Raw genomic sequence first — 19,279 nt, forward strand, 5'->3', positions numbered from 1 at the left:
GCGGTGCGCACCACGGCAGCCGCGTGCTGTCGAGATTTTGGCGGATTTCGAGCGAAAAAGCGTGCAGGAGGCTGCGTTCTGCCCGCGAACGTTTCGTGGTATCGATGAGTCGCGGCGGGGGATGGTCGGTCGTCACCTCTTCGAAATCGTTCGAGGTCATATGAACCAGCCTCCCCATCCCGCGCGCCGCGAGGACTCCATCGGTCGTGACGTCGACCCGAGCACCCTGAGCGACGACACGATCCGGCGCACCGTCATCCTCCTGCAGCAGACGCAGGCGCTCGCCAAGGTCGGCGGCTGGGAGCTCGATTGCCGCTCGAACCAGCTCTTCTGGACCGAGGAAACCTACCGCATCCACGAGACGCCGCCGGGCTTCGCGCCGGAGCTCGACACCGCGATCAACTTCTACGCGCCCGAGTGGGTCCCGGCGATCTCGAAGGCGGTCGAGCGGTGCGCGGGGGCGGGCGAGCCGTTCGATCTCGAGCTCGAGATCGTCACCTACACGAAGCGCAAGCTCTGGGTGCGCGCGGCTGGCCACGCGCACATGGAGGACGGCAAGGTCGTTCGGATCTTCGGCGCCTTCCAGGACATCGACGATCAGAAGAAGCGCGAGCTCGAGCTCCAGGAGAAGCTCGCGATCATCGAGCAACAGCGCTCGACGATCCACTCCATGTCCGCGCCGATCATCCAGGTCTGGGACGGCGTGCTCGCGCTCCCCGTCGTGGGTCAGCTCGACGAGGCGCGCGCCGCGGACATCACCGAGCGGCTCCTCGAGCGCGTCGTCTCGCTCGCCGCGTCGCAGGTCATCCTCGACCTCACCGGCGTCGAGGCTGTCGACGACGCGACCGCCGATCACCTCCTGCGCATCATCCGCGCCACGACACTGCTTGGAGCTCAAAGCATCATCACGGGCGTCCGCCCCGCCGTGGCGCAGACGCTCGTCGCGCTCGGGGCCGATCTCACGAAGACGACGGTGCGGAGCAACCTGCGCGAGGCGATCAAGGCGGCGATGAAGTCACCTTCGGGGGAGCGTCCCCGGCGCTGAGCGGCGGCGCGGCCTTCGGCGCCCGCATCACCCACGGCCGCGTCATCGCGGCGAGCATGGCTTCGAGCACGCCGCCCACGCGTGACGGTGCTGCGCGAAACACCACCTCGAAGCTCTCCGCATCCTCGCCGCGCACCGCGCGATCGATCCGCAAAAGCTCCGCCTCCACCGCCTCCTCCTGCGCCACACGCCCCTTCGTCGTGTCCCGCTCGGCCGGCACGGGCTCGCCGAACGAGAGCCACAACGTCGGCCGTTCCGTCCCGCCGAACTCGTACCGGAGCCCCACCGGCACCGTGCACGCTTTGCGCGAGACCCGCGCGATCTCCGCCGAACCCGGCCGAAACCCGAGCGGCCTCTCCGTGATCGGCCGCTCCTGCCCTTGCGGATACACCCAGACGAGCTTGCCCGGCGTGTCGAGCAGCCGCGCCGCGTGCCGCATCACGAGCGCGCCGTCCGTGGGTTTGTCGAGGTCCACCCCGAACGCGCCGACGAGCGCGAAGAACGGCAGGCGCCTGAGGTTTTTCGCGTCCATCATCGCGTAGCCGTCCGTGCCGAGCAGGTGCGTCGAGACGTGCATCGCGACGAGCGGATCCCACCATGACGTGTGGTTCGACACGACGAGCAGCGGCGCCTCCCTCGCGAGCGCCCGCGCCCGATCGAGCCCCCGCGCGCGCACCTCGCCGAACGTCGCCTGGATCCGGGAGCGCGCATGGCCCGAGAACCAGGTGTTGAACCAGGACACCTTGCGTGCAGGGATCATCGCGAGATCTCAGCTCGCGCGCAGGCATCGACGAGGAACCGCACCTCCGGCAGCGGAGGCGGGTCGACCTTCGCATCCCACGCGGCGAGCGGAAGCGACGGCCTCGGCGTGGGCGCGACGAGCGCGCGCGAGAGCAGCCACAACTTGCGCCGGAGCGGCACGTAGGCGCGGCTCGTCACGGAGTCGAAGCCCGCGCGCGTGACCACGCGCCCGATGTCCGCGTAGATCAGGCTCGCCGCGCGGATCGAGGCCCGGCAGTCGCGCGGCAGCATCGCGATCCCGAGATCCGCGCGGGCATAAAGCACCGCCGCTTGCTGCAGAAGCCGCTCCACCACGCCGCCGAGCGCCGTGGTGAACATCGGCCGCGCGAGCCATTTCGACACGTCGATCTCGGCCTCTTCGAGCCACGCGAGCGGCAGGTACACGCGCCCGTTTCGCGCGTCCTCACCCACGTCGCGCGCGATGTTCGTGAGCTGCATGGCGACGCCGAGGTCACACGCGCGCGCGATCGCCTTTGGATCGCGCACACCCATGAGCACGCTCATGATCACACCGACCGTCGCGGCCACGCGCGCGCAGTAGGCGTGGAGCTCCGACAGCGTCTCGTACCGCCGCCCCTCAGCGTCCCAGGCGAACCCCTCGATGAGGCCCTCCATCACCTCGCGCGGCAGATCGTACGCGCGCGCCACATCCGAGAACGCCCGGTCGACCGGCGAGTCGTGCGGCTTGCCCTCGTACGCCGCGGCGAGCCGCGCTTTGAGCGCCTCCACGGCGCCCGGCTCGCTCGCTTGGTCCACCACGTCGTCGGCCACGCGGCAGAACGCGTAGACCGGCAGCATGGGCATGCGCACGCGCTTCGGCAGCAAGAGCGACGCGGCGAAGAAGCTCTTCGAGCCTTTCCGCAAGAGCTCGTGGCACGCGGCGATGTCACCTGCCGACGCCGCGCGCTTGGCCGACGAGGGGAGGAGCGGCGCGCCGAGGGTCATCGCATGTTCAATGGAGCGAGGCTGCATCGGGCACCACCCTGTCGAGCACCCGCGCCGAAGAGAGCACGCCTGGCAGACCCGCGCCTGGATGGGTCCCTGCGCCCACGATGTAGAGCCGCTCCACGTCCTCGCTCTCGTTGTGCGGGCGGAAAAACGCGCTCTGCGTCAGCACCGGCTCCATCCCGAACGCCGCGCCGCGGAACGAGAGCAGCCGGTCCTGGAACTCCTGCGGGTGCGTCACGCGCGACGCCACGATCTCCTTGTCGAGCCCGGGCATCAGCGTGGAAGCGAGGTAGTGCTCGACCCGCTTCCGGTAAGGCTCCGCCTCTTTCTCCCAGTTCGTCCCGCTCGCGAGGTTCGGCACGGGCGAGAGCACGTAAAACGTGTCGCAGCCCGTGGGCGCGAGCGACGGATCCGTCGCCGTCGGCCGGTGCAAATAGAGGCTGAAATCATCCGCGAGCACGTGCCTCTGGAAGATGTCGTCGAGCAGCCCCTCGTAGCGCGGGCCGAGGCAGATCGTGTGATGTGCGACGTTCTCGTACGTTCGTTTGGTCCCGAAGTACCAGACGAACAGCCCCATCGAGTATCGTTGCTTCTCCAAACGTTCGTTCGTCCAGCGCTTGCGGACGTTCTCGTCGACGAGATGGCGATAGGTCCAGGCCGAATCCGCGTTCGACACGACCACGTCCGCCTCGATCGTCTCGCCGCTCTGGAGAAGCACGCCGCGCGCTTTTCGCCCGGCGAGCAGGATTTGCTTCACCTCCGCGTTGCAGCGCACCTCGCCGCCCTGGCCCTCGATCAGGCGCACGAGCCCTTTCACGAGCGCGCCCGTGCCGCCCATCGGGAAATGCACGCCCCACTTGCGCTCGAGAAATGCGATCAGCGTGTAAATCGAGGTCGTCGAGAACGGGTTTCCCCCGACGAGCAGCGGGTGGAAGCTCATCACCTGCCGCAGCCGATCGTCCTTCACGTGCTTGGCGACGAGGTTGTAGACCGAGCGATAACTCTCGAGCTTCATCATGTCGGGGACGATCCTCGCCATGTCCCACCACGAGCCGAACGGCACATGGGCGAGCTCCTCGAAGCCCACCTTGAAGATCTCCTCGCTCGTGCGGAGAAACCGCTCGTACCCCGCCACGTCCCCCGGCGCGAGGCGCTCGACCTCCTTGCGCATCGCAGCAGCGTCGCCCGTGTAGTCGAACATGGCGCCGTCATGAAACCGAATACGGTAGAAGGGCGTGACCGGTCGCATGTCGATGTCGTCGCTCATGCGCCGGCCCGCGAGCGTCCACAGCTCCTCGAGCAGGAACGGCGCGGTGATGACCGTCGGCCCCGCGTCAAAGGTAAACCCGTTGATCCGGTGGACATAGGCTCGACCGCCCGGGGCATCGAGCTTCTCCAGCACCGTCACCCGGTAGCCGCGGGCGCCCAGGCGGACCGCCGCAGCCAGACCACCAAAACCGCTGCCGATGATGACCGCGTGAGGCTTGGGGGTTGAACCTTGCATGCGGACAGTATAAGGTCTGTATCAAGTTTGGAAAAGGTTTCTCTTGGTCGGTCCTCACGATCGGGGCGACCGTGGAGAGCGATCCGTTGAGCCTCTACCGAATCCGCACCGTCTCGGAACTGACAGGCGTGAGCTCTGCGACGCTGCGCGCCTGGGAGCGTCGTTACGGCGTCCCCGCGCCGTCGCGTACGCCCTCCGCCTACCGGCTCTACAGCGACGAAGATGTCGCGCTCATCCTCAAGATGCGCGACCTCGTCAAGGCGGGCATGGCGCCGGCCGAATCCGCGCGCCTCCTGCTCAGCGAGCCCGCGAACGTCGTCGCGCCCGCCGTGCCTTCGCCCGGCCTGGCGACCCTCGACACCGATCCCTTCACCGCCGCGAGTGATCGGATCGTCGAGGCCACGCGCCGCTTCGACCCCGACGCGCTCGAGGAAGAGGTTTCGAAGACCCTCACCCTCGGCCCCGCCGTGGCGATCTTCGAACGCACGATCGGCCCTGCGCTGCGCGAGATCGGTGACCTCTGGCACGCGGGCGCGATCACCGTCGCGCAGGAGCACCTCGCCTCCAACGTGCTCGGCGGCACCCTCATCCACCTCTTGCGCCTCGCGCAGCCCGCGGACGCCACGCGCCGCATTGCCCTCGCTTGTTTCGCCGACGAGGACCACGTCCTCGGCCTGTACGGCGTCGGCCTGCGCTTCGCTTCGTGGGGCTTCCGCACGCTCATGCTCGGCGCGCGCACGCCGCCGCCGGCCATCTCGCGTGTCGTCGACTCGCTCGCGCCCGACCTCGTTGGCCTCAGCGTCACCATCGCGCCGCCGCCGCCGCGCGCGCGGGAGCTCGTCGACGCGTATGCCGACGCTTGCCGCGGCGCTGCGTGGCTCGTCGGCGGCGACGGCTCGGAGGCCATGCGCCCGTGGATCGAGGATCGCGGCGGCATCTGCGTCGGCCGCGACCTCGCGGCGGCGCGGCAGACGATCGAGCGCGTCGTGGCGGCGCAGAAGCGCAAGCGTTCGCCGCGGGCGAGCAAGGAATGATCGCGTGGTGACGTTCAGCCTTCGACCTGGGCGCCGAGCAGCTCGATGAGCTTCTTCCGGTCGGTGGCGCCGAGCGCGCCCGAGCCGGCGAAGAGCACGCGCCCGTCTTTGCCGACGAGGATCACGTTGCTCACGCCCTTGCGAATGCCGTAAGCCTTCCGGAACGAGCCGTCCCAGTCGCAATAAATCGTGGTCTTCTGCTTTTTCGACTCCTCGCGAATCGCGTCCTTCACGAAGCCTTTCGCGGGCCACCAGTCGTAGCCGCTCACGTCCGCGACCGCGGCGAGCGCGATCCTTTGCTTGTACTTGTCGCCCTGGGCGAGCTTCGACAGGTCGTCCTTGAGCGGCTGGTTCTGCGCCGCGGAGTCCTTGTCTTCGTATACGATGAGGATCGGCTTGCCCTTGAGAGAGCTCATCTGCAGCGCGCGACCGTCGGCGTCCTCCAACCGGGCATTGGGGGCTTCGGCGCCTTCCTTGGGCAGGGCAAGGGAGACGCCGGGCACGAGCGCGGCCGCGAGGGCGGCCGCCGTCATGAACTTCGAAGCTTTTCCCCTGGAACGCATCGCCGATTCCTCCGCGTAGCACGCCTCAAGGCTGTACACGCTTTGTACAAGGTTCGACGTGGAAGTCAACCTTTGTTTCGTGTCGAAGCGGTAGGGCCTCGGGCTTGCCGGACCTGGTCTTGACAGCGGCCGACCCGTGTAGAGATTGCACCGCGTCCCCGGACCCGAGTGGTGGACGAGAATCGAGAACGATTCTCCGCCCTTGGGGATGGGTTTACCAGACGGGCCCGGGAGGGCGTCCGCGGTATGGGCATGGTTCGCCCTGCCGGCGGCGCTCGGGGTCCGTGGGGGCGGAGCCACGCCCCACGAGGGCATACGGAGGCGAACCATGTTGATGCGATTCGGCGACGTGAACAGGACCTTTGCCGCGATGGATGAGCTTCGCCGGAGGATGGACCGGCTGTTCGACGAGTACGATTCGCGCGGAGGCGCCTGGCCGCGATCTTCTTTCTTCTTCGAGCCCTTCGAGGCCGGGCTTGCGTCGCGCACGGTCGCGACGTGGCCGCGGCTCTCCGTGTACGACAAGGGCGACGCGCTGGTCATCGCGGCCGATGTTCCCGGAATGAAAGAATCGGACATCAAGCTGGAGATCGATCAGGACGTGCTCACGCTCTCCGGCGAGCGGAAGGCGGATGTCCCGGAGGGGTATGCGATCCACAAGAAGGAGCGCGTCCCCGTGAAATTCTCGCGCAGCGTCGCCTTGCCTTGCAAGGTCGATGCGGAGAAGGCGAGCGCGGTGCTGAAGGACGGCGTTCTCACGCTGACGCTCACGAAGTCGCCCGAGGCGCAGCCCCGGAAGATCGCTGTGAAATCGGCCTCGTGAAATGGATTCTGGAAGGAAAAGGAGAGAGCAGCCATGAACGCGCAGATCAACCGTGACGAGCGGGAGAACCAGGCCGAGACGCTGGAGACGCGGCGTGGCGTCGTGCCCGCGGTCGATATCTTCGAGAACAAGACCGAGCTCTTGATCGTCGCCGACCTGCCCGGCGTCGGCCCCAACGATATCGCGGTGCGCCTCGACAAGAACGAGCTCACGATTGCGGGCAAGCGAGCGAGCGCGCCGGAGGGGAGCGCCCTCGCCGTCGAGGGCCGCCCCGGGGATTTTACGCGCACCTTCCTGGTCCCGCAGGGCATCGTGGCCGACGGGATCTCGGCCGAGGTGACCCAGGGCGTCCTCAAGGTCCGCCTGCCCAAGGTATCCGCGCAGAAGCCCAGGCAAATCACGGTCAAGGCGAGCTGATTCGCGAGATCGGCTTCCGCTCCGCCCGGCGGTGGGCGTATTCTCGACCGTATGCGCCGCCGTCTTGCCCGCATCGCCCTCCTTGTCCTCGCTCAGACCCTCGCGAGCTGCGGCCCGGGACCCACGATCGTCACGGGCCCGCAGTCCGCGGAGTTCGGCGGCGCTTCCGACGGGAATACGCGCGCCCCCGGGGACCTCGCGATCGTCCCCGTGCGCTGGGAGGAGCAGCCGACGCAATCGCTCGAGGTCGCGGGGGGCGATCGCAGCGGCGCGCCCGTCTCGCTCACCTCGCCCGACGGCGTCGGCCTCGTGATCACTTCGCTCGAAGTTGCGGCCGCCGTCGAAGATCCGCTCGCGTTCACCGAGCTGCATTTCACCTTCAAGAACCCCGAGCCTCGCACCATCGAGGGCCGCTTCGAGCTGGTCCTGCCGCCCGGGGCCACGATCAGCCGGTTCGCCATGAAAAACGCGGACGGCTGGAAGGAGGGTGAAGTCGTCGAGCTCAAGGCGGCGCGCGTCGCCTACGAAGATTTCCTCCACCGCAGGGCCGACCCGGCGCTGCTCGAAAAGCAGGCCGGCAACCGTTTTCAGGCCCGCGTGTTTCCCATTCCGGCCTCGGGCGAGAAGGAGATCATCGTCTCCTACTCGCAGTCGCTCGCCTCGCGCGCCGACCCCTACCGCGCTTATCTTCGGGGCCTGCCGCGCATGGGCACATTCGACATGCGCGTCATCGAGCGCCGCCGCGGGGACAAGGGCGAGCCCGTGCGTCGCATTCACTCCTTCAAGCAGGCCGATTTCGCCCCGGACCGTGATTTCGTGCTCCCGCTCGCGGCCGGCGCGAAGGCCGTCGGCCTGCGCCACGAGGAGCTCGCGGTCGCGCGGGTCACGCCCCTTGCGGAGAATCGCCCCGAGCCGGTCCGGGATCTCCTCGTCCTGCTCGACACGAGCGCCTCGCGCGCGCTCGACCTCGCCACGCAGGCCGAGCGCCTCGCCGCGCTCCTCGCGGCCCTGCCGGACGAGCCGGGCAGCGACATGCCGATTGCCGTCGCCTGCTTCGATCAAGGGCTCGAACCCGTGTACACGGGGCCCAAAAAGGGGTTCGGCCGCAAGGAGATCGAGGCCATTCTGCAGAGAAAGGCGCTCGGCGCCTCCGACCTCGGGCTCGCGCTGGAGAGCGCGGCGGGGTACGCGAAAAAGCAGGGCGGCCGCTTCACCCGCGCCTTGCTCCTCACGGACGGCATTCCCACGGCCGGGCCCACGACGCCCGGCGAGATCACGCCCGAGCTCCAGCAATTGCGAGACGCCGGCATTCGCAGGCTCGACGCCATCGTGGCCGGCGGCATCCGTGACGAGGCGCTCCTCCGCAGGCTCACGACGGGCACGTTCCCGCAGGACGGCGTCGTCCTCGACGCGGCGGAGAGCCCACGCGTGCTCGCCGATCGGCTCGGCCGCGCCACCGTCTCGGGCCTCGAGGTGCGGGTGCCCGGCGCGAAATGGGTGTACCCGGAAAAACTCGACGCCGTCCAGCCCGGCGACGAGGCGCTCGTGTATGCGGAGATCCCGCCGAGCTCGCCGTTCGAGGTCGAGGTCAAGGGGCCTTCCGGCACGGCGCGGACGAAGGTCGAAACGGAGTTCGCCGAGCGCCCGCTGCTCGAACGCGCGGCGACGCGGGCGAAAATCGAACGTCTCTCCCTCGAAATGGAGACGGCGCCGGACGATGCCCGGCGCGCCGCGATCGGGCGCGAGATCGTCTCGCTCTCGACGCGCTTCCGGGTGCTCTCCGACCTCACGGCGCTGCTCGTCCTGGAGACCGAGAACGATTACGCTCGTTTTGGTATCGACCGGACCGCGCTCGCGGACATCCTCGTGGTCGGCCGCTCGGGCGTCGAGCTGCAAAGCCGCAAAGGCGGCCCCGTCACCGTGGCCACGTCCCCGGACGAACCACCGAAGGTGGCCGAGCAAAAGAACCAGACAGAGGGGGCGGAAAAAAAGAAGGATACCGGCGCCCCGTCCGCCGAGCCCTCCGCGGCGCCGGCGGCCGACGCGCCTCCTCCTCCCCCGCAATCGGAAACCCTTTCGCGGGACGAGCTCGCGCGGGAGGCGAAACCCGAACCCGCCGAGGCCGAGCCGTCCCCGTCCCCGCGCCCCGCGAGCCCGCCCCGCGCGGCCGCGAAGGCCGCTCCGTCGGCGGCCACGGGCGCATCCCGCCCCCGCAGCATCGAGGCCGATTCGATCCTGAATCCCTTCGACGACAGGCCGAGCCCCCGGCGCCCGCCGTCATGGCGGCGGCCGCCCCCGCCTCCGCCGCCGAGCGAATTCGAGAACGACGAGGACGACGATTCGAGTGATTCCGGCGTCCTGCCCTACGAGGGCAAATTCGCCGAGGTCATGAGCCTGATCCAGTCGAAGAAACACGCCGAAGCGCTGGCCCTCGCCGGTGCGTGGCGCGAGGCCGAGCCGGGCGACGCGCTCGCGCTCGTCGCGCTCGGCGAGTCGTTCGAGGGCCTTGGCAACCTCCCCCAGGCCGCGCGTGCTTATGGCTCGATCATCGACCTCTTCCCGTCCCGCGCCGACCTCCGCCGTTTCGCCGGCGCGCGGCTCGAACGAATTGGCCCTCGCGCCGACGGCGTCCCCTTCCTCGTCGTCGACACCTATGAAAAGGCCGTCGCGTCGCGCCCCGATCATCCCTCCGGACACCGGCTCCTCGCGTATGCGCTCGCCCGCGCCGGAAAATTCGCCGAGGCTTTCGAGATCATCACCGCCGCATTCGCGCGCCGTTATCCGAGCGGCCGCTTTGCCGGCATTCGCCGCGTCCTCGCCGACGATGTCGGCATCCTCGCCGCCGCGCTCATCCGCGCCAAACCCGAGCGCCGCGCCGAGGTCCAGAAAACCTTGGGCGCGCTCGGCGTCCCCCTCGCCACGCGCCCCTCGCTTCGGTTTGTCCTCACGTGGGAGACCGACGCGAACGACGTCGATTTCCACATTCGCGACAGCCGCCGCGGCCACGCCTATTACAGCCACCGAAAGCTCCGCTCCGGCGGCGAGCTCTTCGCCGACGTCACCACGGGCTATGGCCCCGAATGCTTCGCCATCGACGGTCGCGCTGTGGCCTACCCGTATCGCCTGCAGGCCCATTACTATTCGAAGGGTCCGATGGGCTACGGCATGGGCAAGCTCCAGATCGTCGAGCACGACGGAAATGGAGAGATCCGGCTCGAAGAGCGGCCTTTCGTGGTCATGACCGACCGCGCATTCGTGGATCTCGGGGTGGTCACCGGCAAGCTGCCGGCGCCGCGCTGACATCCCGGACGGCGCTCGCGTGACTGTTCAGAGGAGCGCGCGAATCTGCTCGTCGAGGGATCCCGCGCCGACCACGAACGCGCGACGCAGCCGCTCGGCCGGCTTCACGTCCGGTGTCCTCCCGCATGCGGCTTGCGCCTCGCGCAGAAGACGTTTTTCGGCGCTCGTGAAGCGGCCGTCGATGATCGCCGCCGCGTGCAGGACCTGCAGCGCCATTCGTTGCTCCGCATGCGGCAGGCGCGAAAGCACGTCGAGGAACACGCGTGAATCATCGATGCCCTCCGGCAGCGGATCGTCCACGCGCCGCAAGACCTCGACGAGCACCGCATGCAGATTCGGGTGCAGATCTTCCGTTCGCACGATCGCGCTCGCCACCGCGCGCACGAGCGCGAGCCGCCCCTCGGCCGAGAGCGCGATTCCCTGATCGAAGATCGCGCCCACGAGCTCGCGCGCGGCCGACGGGCCCATCACACGAATCTTCGCCTCGCGCAGCACGATCCAGCAAACGATCCCGTTCCACGCGGCCGTACCGGGCACCGCGACGAACGGCAGCCACGTGCGCACGAGCGCGCGGCCCGCGAGGCGACGGACGAGCACCTTCACCGCGAAATTGGTGACGCTCACCTTCAGCTTGTAGAGCAGCGATGCGACCGCCAATTTGATCTTCGACGCCTCGCGCCGCGGATCGACCCCGAACACGCGCTCCGTCGGGTTTGGCAATTCGAGCGCCGCGCGCGCGAGCGCCGTGGCCACGGCCGTGCCGTCGCCGCTCGCCTCGGTCGCGAACGGATCGAGCCCCGCGGCGCGGGAGAGCTGGTGCACGGCACGCAGCGAATCCCAATAAAGATACAGAATCTCCGCCACGGACGCGACGATCGTCACCCCGCCGACGAGCGCCCAGTATCGCGCGGCCGCGCCTACGCTCGCGTGCTCGGCGCCGAAGAGCCGCTCCGCGAGCACCTCCGCGCCCGCCGCGAGCGCCGCGCTCACCGCGCCTGCGACGCACGCGCGGATCACGGCGCCGCGCACCACGACCGAGAGATGCCGACGCTCCTCGGCGTTCAGCACGCTCACGGCGTCGGCGGCGGCGACGCGCGGCAAGGATGCCGAGAGCCGGCGGAAATAAAGCACCCCGAGCCGCTCGAGCAGCGGCGCTTTCGCCTCCACGTTCGCTGCCGGATCCGTCCCGCTCGCGCTGACCATGCGACGCCCGACGATACACGAATGGCCCTTGACGTGCGGCGGATCTTTGCGTTTGCTCGGCGAGCGGGGCGAGCCCCGTGGTCATCGGACCTCGAAAGGAGAAAGCGCGTGGGCGTCGTCACGTTCGACAAGAACGGGGAGAAGGTGAATCTCGGCGCGATCAGCGAGTCGCCGCCCGGCGGGGTGACGCGCGAGGAGGCGGCGCGCGAGCTCGGGGAGCTCGGCGAAGAGCTTTTCGAGCTACAGGATCTCCTCTGGGGCGCGCGCACGCATTCGGTGCTCGTCGTCTTGCAGGGGCGCGACACCGCGGGCAAGGACGGCGCGATCAAGAACGTCGTGGGCCTGCTCAATCCGCGCGGCGTGCACGTCACCTCGTTCGGCGTGCCCACGGAGGAGGAGCGCGAGCACGATTTCCTCTGGCGCATCCACCGCCAAACGCCGCGCAGGGGCGAGTTCTCGATCTTCAACCGCTCCCATTACGAAGACGTGCTCGTCGTGCGCGTCCACGACCTCGTCCCCCGCGAGGTCTGGGGCGAGCGATTCGGCCACATCCGCGATTTCGAGGAGCTGCTCTGCGAGCACGGCACGATCGTGCTCAAGTTTTTCCTGCACATCAGCAAGGACGAGCAGAAAAAGCGCCTCCTCGAGCGCGAAGAGGACCCGCGCACCGCCTGGAAGCTGAACCCCGGCGACTGGCAGGAGCGCGAGAAGTGGAACGAGTACACCGAGGCCTACGAGGACGCCATCTCGCGCACCGCGACGAAGCGCGCCCCGTGGACGATCGTGCCCGCGGACACGAAATGGTACCGGAACCTGGTCATCGCCCGCGAGCTCGTGCAGACGCTCCGGCCCTATCGAAGGGTTTGGCAGAACAAACTGGATGAGATCGGCAAGGAGCGCAAAGCCGAGCTCGACGCCTACCGGGCGCGCAAAACCTGACCGAGGCGCCTTGCCATGCGAACGATGATCCTGTGCTCGGCTTGCAAGCGGCACGTCTTTTCGTCCGAGCCCTCGTGTCCGTTCTGTGGCCTCGAGCTCGATCCCGCCGCGCGGAAATCGAAAACGCCCGCCCTTTCCCCGGAGATGTCGCGCGCGCAGCGATATGCGCTCGGCGCGGCCATGGCCATGACCCTCGCGGGCACGGCCTGCAAAACCGAGGATTCGCCCGCGGTCGAGCCCGAATCCGCCGAGAATGCCACGGCGAGCGCCGCGCCCCTCGCCCCGCCTGAACCGCCGCGGCCCACGCCGCAGCCCGAGGACCGGGCACGCGAGGCCCCGCCGCCCCCGAGCCCTTTCCTCGTCGGGGCTCCGACGAACGACCCGCCCCCCTTGCCCGAATTACCCCAGCGCGTGGACGTCGCGCCCGCGGATGCCGGCGCCCTGGACGCAGGCCGAACCGTCGCCCGCAAACCCCCTCCGCCGCCTCCTCCTCCCCTCGACGACCCGCCCGACGGCTGGCGACGCAATCACCGCTGCATCCGCACCCCCAATGGAGGAATGAATTGTCCGCCTTACGGATGCGTTTTTCCGGACGAAGCCTGCGACACGTTCCGGGTTTGATCCGTCTCAAGCCCGCGGCTTCGCGAACAGATCCTTGATGAAATCGAGCACCGTGAGGTTCTTGTAATCACGGAACTCGCCCGCGTCGAAATACGCGCCGCCGCACGTCGAGCACGTCTCGTACCAGAGGTGCGGCTGCGCCGGGTCGACCATGCGTATGAGCGGATTGCCGTCGCGTGGACAGCGCACGTACGGGATCGTGTTGTTTTTCCGCCCGGTCTTCGGATCACCCGAATCGATGATCTCCGAGCCTCGCATCGATTTCAGCCGCTCGTTCTCGCGGCTGTCGAACCAGAGGCCTTTGCAGGCCGTGCAGCGATCGACCTCGATGTCCTCGAACACCACGATCTCCATCGCCGCTTTGCATTTGGGACAGTTCACGGTCGTTTTCCTCTCGGCTCGTACGAGCGAAATCCTCTTCGGCGCGCGCGTCGCGCCCCGATGAACCCAAGGGCGACGAGGGCCGCCCCAAAAACGCTGGCCTCGCCGCCCGTTCCCCCGCGCGCGACGCCACATGCACAATCGCCCAGCGGCTCGGTCGCCGGGACGTCCCCGGGCGGCACGCCCGCGTCCACGGGCCCTCCGCCGGCTCCACCGCCGCCAGCACCGGCGCCATCGCAGGACATCGCATTCAGCGTCATTTGCATGATCGGCCAACGTGGCTCGCAGGTCGAGCGGGTTGCGCTGCCTGCGGGGCAGGGGAGCGGGCCGCACAGATCCGCGAGGCGCGAGATCACGCCGAACGTCGAGCCCGCGGTCACGGACAAACCCACGGAAAACCCGTCGAGCGCCTCCTCGGTGCACGCATACACGCCCGCCTCCGCCCAGCGCAGGCACCGCGCGTGCAATCGAGAGACCTGCTCGAACGCCCACGCGGGCGCAGGCGTTCGCCAGATGCCGTCCTTTTCGCCGCCCACGACGAGCGCTTTGCCGTCGGGCGACAGGGAAAAACCCAGCAGTGCTCCTTCCCCGACGAAAAGCTCCTCCCACGTCTTCGCGCCGTCCGCCGAATGGAGCAGCCTTCCTGGCGCGCCGTCGAGTCGCACGTACACGCGGTTCGCGTCCGCTGGATCGACTGCGCCGATGAAAGGCCCGTGCGTGTCGTCGCTCCCGGGCACCGGCGTGACCTCGTGGGTTTTCCCGCCGTCCGTGGAGCGGAGCACGACGCCCATCGGCATGGCCCCGCCGAGCACGCCGCTCACGTATACGACCGCAGGATCCGGCGTGAGATCGACCGTCAACCCGCGCAGATTGTCGGGGAAAACCGCATCTGCGTCCGTGAACGACGCCCCGCCGTCCTCGGTCCAGAAAAGCCTCGTCTCGAAGCCCGAACCGAGCGGTGAGGATGTGAGCACCACGGCGCGGGCCGGGTTTGTCTTGTCCACCGCGAGGTCGACGACGAGCTTCCCTTCGAGCGCGCCCACCCGCGAAAAGCCGCACCCGTCCGGTGTCGAGACCGAGAGCCCATCGGGCAAACCCACGAGCAGCGCGCTGCCTGCGGTGATGCCGATCGGCGGGTCCCAGATTCCCGCGAACGACATCGCCTCCTCGCACACCCACGACCAGCGCGCGCCCCCGTCCGTGCTCACGACGAGCCCGTACGTCGCGCGCAGGACCACGTGCGCCGGATCCATCGGATCGACCTCCACGTGTCCGGCCGAAGGAAATCGACCATTTCCGAATGCCGCGCCCGAAGTCAGCACGAGGACAGCGAGAGCCGCGAGGCCTCCGAGGCGCCTCATGGCAAACAATGCCCCTGGAAGCAGGAAAAACCGGGGACGCAGTCGACGTTCGTCACGCAATGGCCGCCCTCGGGGCATTTCTTCGCGCAGGGGCCGCCGCAATCCGGGTCGGTTTCGCCGCCGTTCTGGTAGCCGTCGGTGCAGGTCGGCTTGCACGTGAGCTTCTCGGGATCACATACGCCGCCCTTGCAATCGGCGTCGACGAGGCACGGGTAAAACGGCGGGCACTTCACCTCGCACGAGCCGCCGCAGTCGTAGCTCGTCTCGTCGCCGTTGTGCTCGCCGTCGAAGCAGGAAGGCGTGGAGCAGACGGCGCTGCCCACCGGGCCTTCGCAGATCTTGCTCGCGCAATCGACGCCATTCACGCAAGGCGCGCCCGGCGCGCATCCGCTCGGGCAAACCGCACCGCAATCGATCCCCGCCTCGTTCCCATTCTGCACGCCGTCCGCGCACGTGGGCCCCGCGCACGCTCCCTGCACGCACGACGCGCTGTCGCAATCGATCCCGCCCTCGCAAGCCGAACCCAGCCCGCATTTCTTGCAGTCCGGCCCGCCGCAATCGACGCCCGTCTCGGCCCCGTTCTTCGCCCCGTCCGAGCATGTGGGGATCGCCGCGCAGACGCTGGCCTCGCAGAACCCGGAGACACAATCCGCGTCGATCTCGCAGGCCACGCCGAGCGGGCACGCGGGACACGTCGGCCCGCCGCAATCCGCGCCCGTCTCCGCGCCGTTTTTCGCCCCGTCCGTGCACGTCGGCGCGCAGATGTCCGCTTCGCAGAGACCGCCCGCGCAATCGCTGTCCGCGCCGCAACCCGCGCCCGTCCCGCAATCCGCGACGCACGAGCCGCCGCAATCGACGTCCGTCTCGTCGCCGTTTTCGATCGCGTCGCTGCATGTCGGCGGAATGCACGTCCGATCCGGCCCGCACTTGCCGCTCGCGCAATGCACGCCGGACGTGCACGCCACGCAATTCCCTTTGCCGTCACACGCGGCCCCGCCGCCCTCGTCGCAGGGCGCTCCGATCGGCTGGTTGTCGAAGCCGCAGCGGCCGTCCTCGAAGCACCGCGGCTCACCGCACGCGGAGGCGAGCCCCGGACAATCCGCGTCGCTCGTGCACGAAGGCGCGCCACCCGCGCCGCCTTGCCCGCCCGCGCCGCCCGCGCCCGTGGACGCGGACGAAGACGACGCGGAGGACGACGACGACGCGGAGGACGACGACGACGCGGACGAAGCTTGTTCTTGTTGGATCCGACGTTCGTCGACGTCGGCGAGGAGGACACACCCCGCGAGGGGCGCGAGCGTCACGAACGCGAGCTTGGGCGCCTCCCGGACGAACGAAGCGAGGCGCGCCGGGGGGATCATCGAGTCCCCCCGAGGATTACCACGACTTCACGTGGCGCCGCTCCTTGATCTCCTGCGACAGCATCTCGACGAAGCCCGCGAGCGGCATCGCCTTCTGCTCCTTGATGCCGTACCTGCGCACGGTCACCGTCTGCTCCGTCTCTTCCTTGCCGCCGACGACGAGCAGGATCGGCACTTTGCGCGTCGCGCCTTCCTGGATCTTCTTGCCCATCGTGGCCGAGCTCGTGTCGAGCTCCACGCGCACGAGATCCTCGCGGAGCAGCGCCTCGATCTTCTTGCCGTACGCGAGGAACTTGTCGCTCACGGGGATGATCACGACCTGTACGGGCGCGAGCCACGTCGGGAACGCGCCGCCGAAGTGCTCGATGAGGAACGCGATGAAGCGCTCGTGCGTGCCCATCGGCGCGCGATGGATGCAGTACGGCGTCTTCTCCTTGCCGTCCTTGTCCGTGTACGCGAGCCCGAAGCGCGACGGGACCGCGAAATCGAGCTGATTCGTGGAGAGCGTGAACTCGCGGCCCGTCACCGTGACGAACTGGAAATCCACCTTCGGCCCGTAAAACGCAGCTTCGCCGGGCGAGAGCTTGTAGTTCGCCCCCATCTCCTCGAGCGCCTCGGTCACGAGCCGCTCCGAGAGCGCCCAGTTCTCCGGATCGTCGACGTACTTCGACCCGCGCTTCGGATCCGCCGGATCCCAGAGCGACAGGCGCATGAAGTAGTTCGTCAGTCCAAACAGCGAATAGTACCGCTCATGGAGCTGCATGACCGCCTGGAACTCCTCCTTGAGCTGCTCGGGCGTCACGTAGATGTGCGCGTCGTTCATCGTCATGCCGCGCACGCGCGTGAGGCCCTGGAGCGCGCCCGCGCGCTCGAAGCGGTAGACCGAGCCGTACTCGGTGTAGCGCAGCGGCAGATCGCGGTACGAGTGCTTCTCCGAGGCGAACACCATGTGGTGGTGCGGGCAGTTCATGGGCTTCAGGTAGTACGCCTCCTCGGGCCCACCCGCGCCGCGCCCTTCCTCTTCGAGCACCATCGGCGGGTACATGCCGTCCTCGTAGAGCGGGATGTGGCCCGAGGTCTCGTAGATGCCGCGCTTCGTGATGTGCGGCGTCGCGACCTTCTTGTAGCCCGCGCGGAACTCCATCTCGTGCGCGAGCTTCTCGAGCTCGTGCCGGATCGCCGCGCCGTTCGGCAGCCAGAGCGGCAGGCCCTTGCCGATCTCGTCGCGGATCGCGTAGATGCGCAGCTCCGCCCCGAGCTTGCGGTGATCGCGCTGCCTGGCCTGCTCCACGGCCGTGACGTACTCGTCGAGCTCCGCCTTCGTGTTGAACGCGTAGCCGTAGATCCGCGTCATCATCGCGTTGCGCTCGTCGCCACGCCAGTACGCGCCCGCGAGCGAGTGCAGCTTGAAGGCGTCCGCCGGAATGTCGCTCGTCTTCGACACGTGCGGCCCTTCGCACATGTCGACGAAGCCACCGTTGGTGTAGAAACTAATTTCGCGGTGGCCCTTCTTGTTCGCGAGCTCCCGCGCGTACTCGGCCTTGAAGGGCTCGCCCATCTGGCCTTCGATGCGCGTGAGGGCCGCGTCGAGGGGCAGGTCCTCGTGCGAGAACGTCTGCGCCGCCGCGATGATCTCGCGCATCTTCCCCTCGATCGCGGGCAGCTCCGCGTCGCTCAGCGGCTTCGGCAGGATGAAGTCGTAGTAGAAGCCGTCGTCGATCGCCGGACCGAACCCGAGCTTCGTCCCCGGGTAGAGCGTCTGGACCGCCTGCGCCATGACGTGAGCGAGCGAGTGGCGGATGCGAAACAGCTTCTCGTCCTGGGGTTTTTCTTCGATGACGGGCATGGCTCGGATCTCTCGGTTGGGCTCGGCCTGTCCACCGGCCGAGCCCTCTCGGTCGAGGTCCCGGCCAGCACAAAGCTCTTGGTTTGGGGCGCAGAACGTGAGCCACCGCGGCCCCGAAAGCAAGCGACGTCCGCCCGCGCTGGCCTGCTCCGGGTCGGAAAAACGCCCGGGGGAGCGCAAGCCGAGGTTGCCTCCGGGGGGCCACCTCGCTACCTTCCGCGCGCTTTACGGTGCGGTGCGCCCCGGGCGCACACTTTCGAGGAGCAGTGAAGGCATGAGCGGCCACTCCAAATGGGCCACGATCAAGCGCAAGAAGGGCGCGCTCGACGCGAAGCGCGGCAAGCTCTTCACGAAGCTGATCAAGGAGATCACCGTCGCGGCGCGCATGGGCGGGGGCAACGTCGACGGCAACCCGCGCCTGCGCAAGGCGGTCACGGACGCGCGCAGCCAGGCGATGCCCGCCGACACGATCAAGCGGGCGATCCAGCGCGGCACCGGCGAGATCGAGGGCGTGAACTACGAGGAGATCGTCTACGAGGGCACGGGCCCCGGTGGCACGCTCTTCATCGTCGACGTGATGACGGACAACAAGAACCGCACCGTCGCCGAGATCCGCAAGGTGTTCGAGAAGAGCAACGGCCAGATGAGTTCGGGAGGCTCGGCGGCGTGGGCCTTCGATCGCAAGGGCGTCATCACGCTCGCGAAGGACGCGGCGAACGAGGACCAGCTCATGGAGATCGCCGTGGGCGCGGGCGCCGACGACTACTCCGACCAGGGCGAGGAGTGGCAGGTGACGTGCGCCATCGAGGCCACGGACCCGGTCGTGAAGGCGCTCGAGGACGCGAAGATCGCGGTCAAGTCGAGCGGCCCTGCGTACGTCCCGAAGAACAAGAAGCAGGTCGAGGGGCGTGACGCGGAGCTCTGCCTGAACCTCTTCGACGCGCTCGACGATCACGACGACGTGCAGAACGTCTACGCCGACTTCGACGTCTCCGAAGAAGAGCTCGCTCGCATCGCGGGCTGAGTCGAGTCCCGAGGGGGGACGCCTCGCGTCCCCCTCTCGAGGCGAGAGCGCTCTCGCGCTCTCGCGTCCTTCGTTCGTCGCCTGTCCATCGAGCAACATTCGGACTCG

Annotated in this window: 17 protein-coding genes; 8 read left to right on the forward strand and 9 right to left on the reverse strand. The window is 68.5% G+C overall.

Annotation, left to right across the window (positions count from 1 at the left end):
• Positions 1-160: 160 nt before the first annotated feature.
• A complete protein-coding gene (locus tag KEG57_RS06885) occupies positions 161-1,045 on the forward strand; it encodes an STAS domain-containing protein (protein WP_272417235.1) in 885 nt (294 codons plus the stop codon).
• Here KEG57_RS06885 and KEG57_RS06890 read toward each other — a convergent pair.
• Genes KEG57_RS06890 through KEG57_RS06900 form a run of 3 tightly spaced genes read right to left on the reverse strand, consistent with a single transcriptional unit; the run spans position 999 to position 4,298 of the window.
• On the reverse strand, positions 999-1,805 hold the full coding sequence (locus KEG57_RS06890; RefSeq protein WP_272417236.1) for a lysophospholipid acyltransferase family protein: 807 nt from the start codon (positions 1,803-1,805) through the stop codon (positions 999-1,001). The genes KEG57_RS06885 and KEG57_RS06890 overlap by 47 nt on opposite strands.
• Entirely contained in the window at positions 1,802-2,791 is a 990-nt protein-coding gene (locus KEG57_RS06895; protein ID WP_272458298.1) for a phytoene/squalene synthase family protein, read from the reverse strand. Before KEG57_RS06895 ends, KEG57_RS06890 begins: the two co-directional genes overlap by 4 nt.
• A 7-nt stretch (positions 2,792-2,798) precedes the next feature.
• The gene (locus KEG57_RS06900; protein WP_272417238.1) at positions 2,799-4,298 is read right to left on the reverse strand and encodes a phytoene desaturase; all 1,500 of its coding nucleotides are present in this window, start codon (positions 4,296-4,298) and stop codon (positions 2,799-2,801) included.
• An 86-nt stretch (positions 4,299-4,384) separates the two neighbouring features.
• Between KEG57_RS06900 and KEG57_RS06905 the strand changes: the two genes are divergently transcribed.
• Complete coding sequence (locus KEG57_RS06905; RefSeq protein ID WP_272417239.1) at positions 4,385-5,332, forward strand: MerR family transcriptional regulator; 948 nt, start codon at positions 4,385-4,387, stop codon at positions 5,330-5,332.
• Between the two features lie 14 nt (positions 5,333-5,346).
• Here KEG57_RS06905 and KEG57_RS06910 read toward each other — a convergent pair whose 3' ends face one another.
• A complete protein-coding gene (locus KEG57_RS06910; RefSeq protein ID WP_272417240.1) occupies positions 5,347-5,895 on the reverse strand; it encodes a YtfJ family protein in 549 nt (182 codons plus the stop codon).
• Between the two features lie 328 nt (positions 5,896-6,223).
• Here KEG57_RS06910 and KEG57_RS06915 point away from each other — a divergent pair, with 328 nt between their 5' ends.
• Genes KEG57_RS06915 through KEG57_RS06925 form a run of 3 tightly spaced genes read left to right on the forward strand, consistent with a single transcriptional unit; the run spans position 6,224 to position 10,435 of the window.
• On the forward strand, positions 6,224-6,718 hold the full coding sequence (locus KEG57_RS06915) for an Hsp20/alpha crystallin family protein (protein ID WP_272417241.1): 495 nt from the start codon (positions 6,224-6,226) through the stop codon (positions 6,716-6,718).
• 33 nt (positions 6,719-6,751) lie between these two features.
• Complete coding sequence (locus KEG57_RS06920; protein WP_272417242.1) at positions 6,752-7,135, forward strand: Hsp20/alpha crystallin family protein; 384 nt, start codon at positions 6,752-6,754, stop codon at positions 7,133-7,135.
• Between the two features lie 51 nt (positions 7,136-7,186).
• On the forward strand, positions 7,187-10,435 hold the full coding sequence (locus tag KEG57_RS06925; protein ID WP_272417243.1) for a VIT domain-containing protein: 3,249 nt from the start codon (positions 7,187-7,189) through the stop codon (positions 10,433-10,435).
• A 27-nt stretch (positions 10,436-10,462) separates the two neighbouring features.
• Here the strand turns inward: KEG57_RS06925 and KEG57_RS06930 are convergent, their stop codons facing one another.
• A complete protein-coding gene (locus KEG57_RS06930; RefSeq protein WP_272417244.1) occupies positions 10,463-11,638 on the reverse strand; it encodes an LBF_2804 family protein in 1,176 nt (391 codons plus the stop codon).
• A 108-nt stretch (positions 11,639-11,746) separates the two neighbouring features.
• On the opposite strand from KEG57_RS06930, the gene KEG57_RS06935 reads away from it, so the two are divergent.
• Both KEG57_RS06935 and KEG57_RS06940 read left to right on the forward strand, forming a co-directional pair.
• Entirely contained in the window at positions 11,747-12,577 is an 831-nt protein-coding gene (locus tag KEG57_RS06935; protein ID WP_272417245.1) for a PPK2 family polyphosphate kinase, read from the forward strand.
• 15 nt (positions 12,578-12,592) lie between these two features.
• Positions 12,593-13,198, forward strand: coding sequence for a hypothetical protein (locus KEG57_RS06940; protein WP_272417246.1), 606 nt, complete (start codon positions 12,593-12,595; stop codon positions 13,196-13,198).
• A 6-nt stretch (positions 13,199-13,204) separates the two neighbouring features.
• Here the strand turns inward: KEG57_RS06940 and KEG57_RS06945 are convergent, their stop codons facing one another.
• The 4 genes from KEG57_RS06945 to thrS are packed head-to-tail and all read right to left on the reverse strand — an operon-like array spanning position 13,205 to position 18,147.
• Complete coding sequence (locus KEG57_RS06945) at positions 13,205-13,579, reverse strand: zf-TFIIB domain-containing protein (protein WP_272417247.1); 375 nt, start codon at positions 13,577-13,579, stop codon at positions 13,205-13,207.
• Positions 13,576-14,940: a WD40/YVTN/BNR-like repeat-containing protein gene (locus tag KEG57_RS06950; RefSeq protein ID WP_272417248.1), complete on the reverse strand. Its 1,365-nt coding sequence runs from the start codon at positions 14,938-14,940 to the stop codon at positions 13,576-13,578. Before KEG57_RS06950 ends, KEG57_RS06945 begins: the two co-directional genes overlap by 4 nt.
• A complete protein-coding gene (locus tag KEG57_RS06955) occupies positions 14,937-16,301 on the reverse strand; it encodes a hypothetical protein (RefSeq protein WP_272417249.1) in 1,365 nt (454 codons plus the stop codon). The genes KEG57_RS06950 and KEG57_RS06955 overlap by 4 nt, the downstream gene beginning before the upstream one ends.
• Positions 16,302-16,317: 16 nt before the next feature.
• Positions 16,318-18,147 carry a threonine--tRNA ligase gene (gene thrS / locus KEG57_RS06960; RefSeq protein WP_272417250.1) on the reverse strand — a complete coding sequence of 610 codons (1,830 nt, stop codon included), beginning with the start codon at positions 18,145-18,147 and terminating at the stop codon, positions 16,318-16,320.
• A gap of 274 nt (positions 18,148-18,421) precedes the next feature.
• On the opposite strand from thrS, the gene KEG57_RS06965 reads away from it, so the two are divergent.
• Positions 18,422-19,171: a YebC/PmpR family DNA-binding transcriptional regulator gene (locus KEG57_RS06965; RefSeq protein WP_272417251.1), complete on the forward strand. Its 750-nt coding sequence runs from the start codon at positions 18,422-18,424 to the stop codon at positions 19,169-19,171.
• Positions 19,172-19,279: the final 108 nt, after the last annotated feature.

This window comes from Polyangium jinanense (genome assembly GCF_028435365.1).

Coding starts and splice junctions, on each gene's coding strand:
- KEG57_RS06925 (WP_272417243.1), top strand. CDS start 7,187: ATGCGCCGCCGTCTTGCCCGCATCGCCCTCCTTGTCCTCGCTCAGACC.
- KEG57_RS06900 (WP_272417238.1), bottom strand. CDS start 4,298: ATGCAAGGTTCAACCCCCAAGCCTCACGCGGTCATCATCGGCAGCGGT.
- KEG57_RS06890 (WP_272417236.1), bottom strand. CDS start 1,805: ATGATCCCTGCACGCAAGGTGTCCTGGTTCAACACCTGGTTCTCGGGC.
- KEG57_RS06895 (WP_272458298.1), bottom strand. CDS start 2,791: ATGACCCTCGGCGCGCCGCTCCTCCCCTCGTCGGCCAAGCGCGCGGCG.
- KEG57_RS06930 (WP_272417244.1), bottom strand. CDS start 11,638: ATGGTCAGCGCGAGCGGGACGGATCCGGCAGCGAACGTGGAGGCGAAA.
- KEG57_RS06950 (WP_272417248.1), bottom strand. CDS start 14,940: ATGAGGCGCCTCGGAGGCCTCGCGGCTCTCGCTGTCCTCGTGCTGACT.
- KEG57_RS06910 (WP_272417240.1), bottom strand. CDS start 5,895: ATGCGTTCCAGGGGAAAAGCTTCGAAGTTCATGACGGCGGCCGCCCTC.
- KEG57_RS06885 (WP_272417235.1), top strand. CDS start 161: ATGAACCAGCCTCCCCATCCCGCGCGCCGCGAGGACTCCATCGGTCGT.
- thrS (WP_272417250.1), bottom strand. CDS start 18,147: ATGCCCGTCATCGAAGAAAAACCCCAGGACGAGAAGCTGTTTCGCATC.
- KEG57_RS06965 (WP_272417251.1), top strand. CDS start 18,422: ATGAGCGGCCACTCCAAATGGGCCACGATCAAGCGCAAGAAGGGCGCG.
- KEG57_RS06920 (WP_272417242.1), top strand. CDS start 6,752: ATGAACGCGCAGATCAACCGTGACGAGCGGGAGAACCAGGCCGAGACG.
- KEG57_RS06955 (WP_272417249.1), bottom strand. CDS start 16,301: ATGATCCCCCCGGCGCGCCTCGCTTCGTTCGTCCGGGAGGCGCCCAAG.
- KEG57_RS06915 (WP_272417241.1), top strand. CDS start 6,224: ATGTTGATGCGATTCGGCGACGTGAACAGGACCTTTGCCGCGATGGAT.
- KEG57_RS06940 (WP_272417246.1), top strand. CDS start 12,593: ATGCGAACGATGATCCTGTGCTCGGCTTGCAAGCGGCACGTCTTTTCG.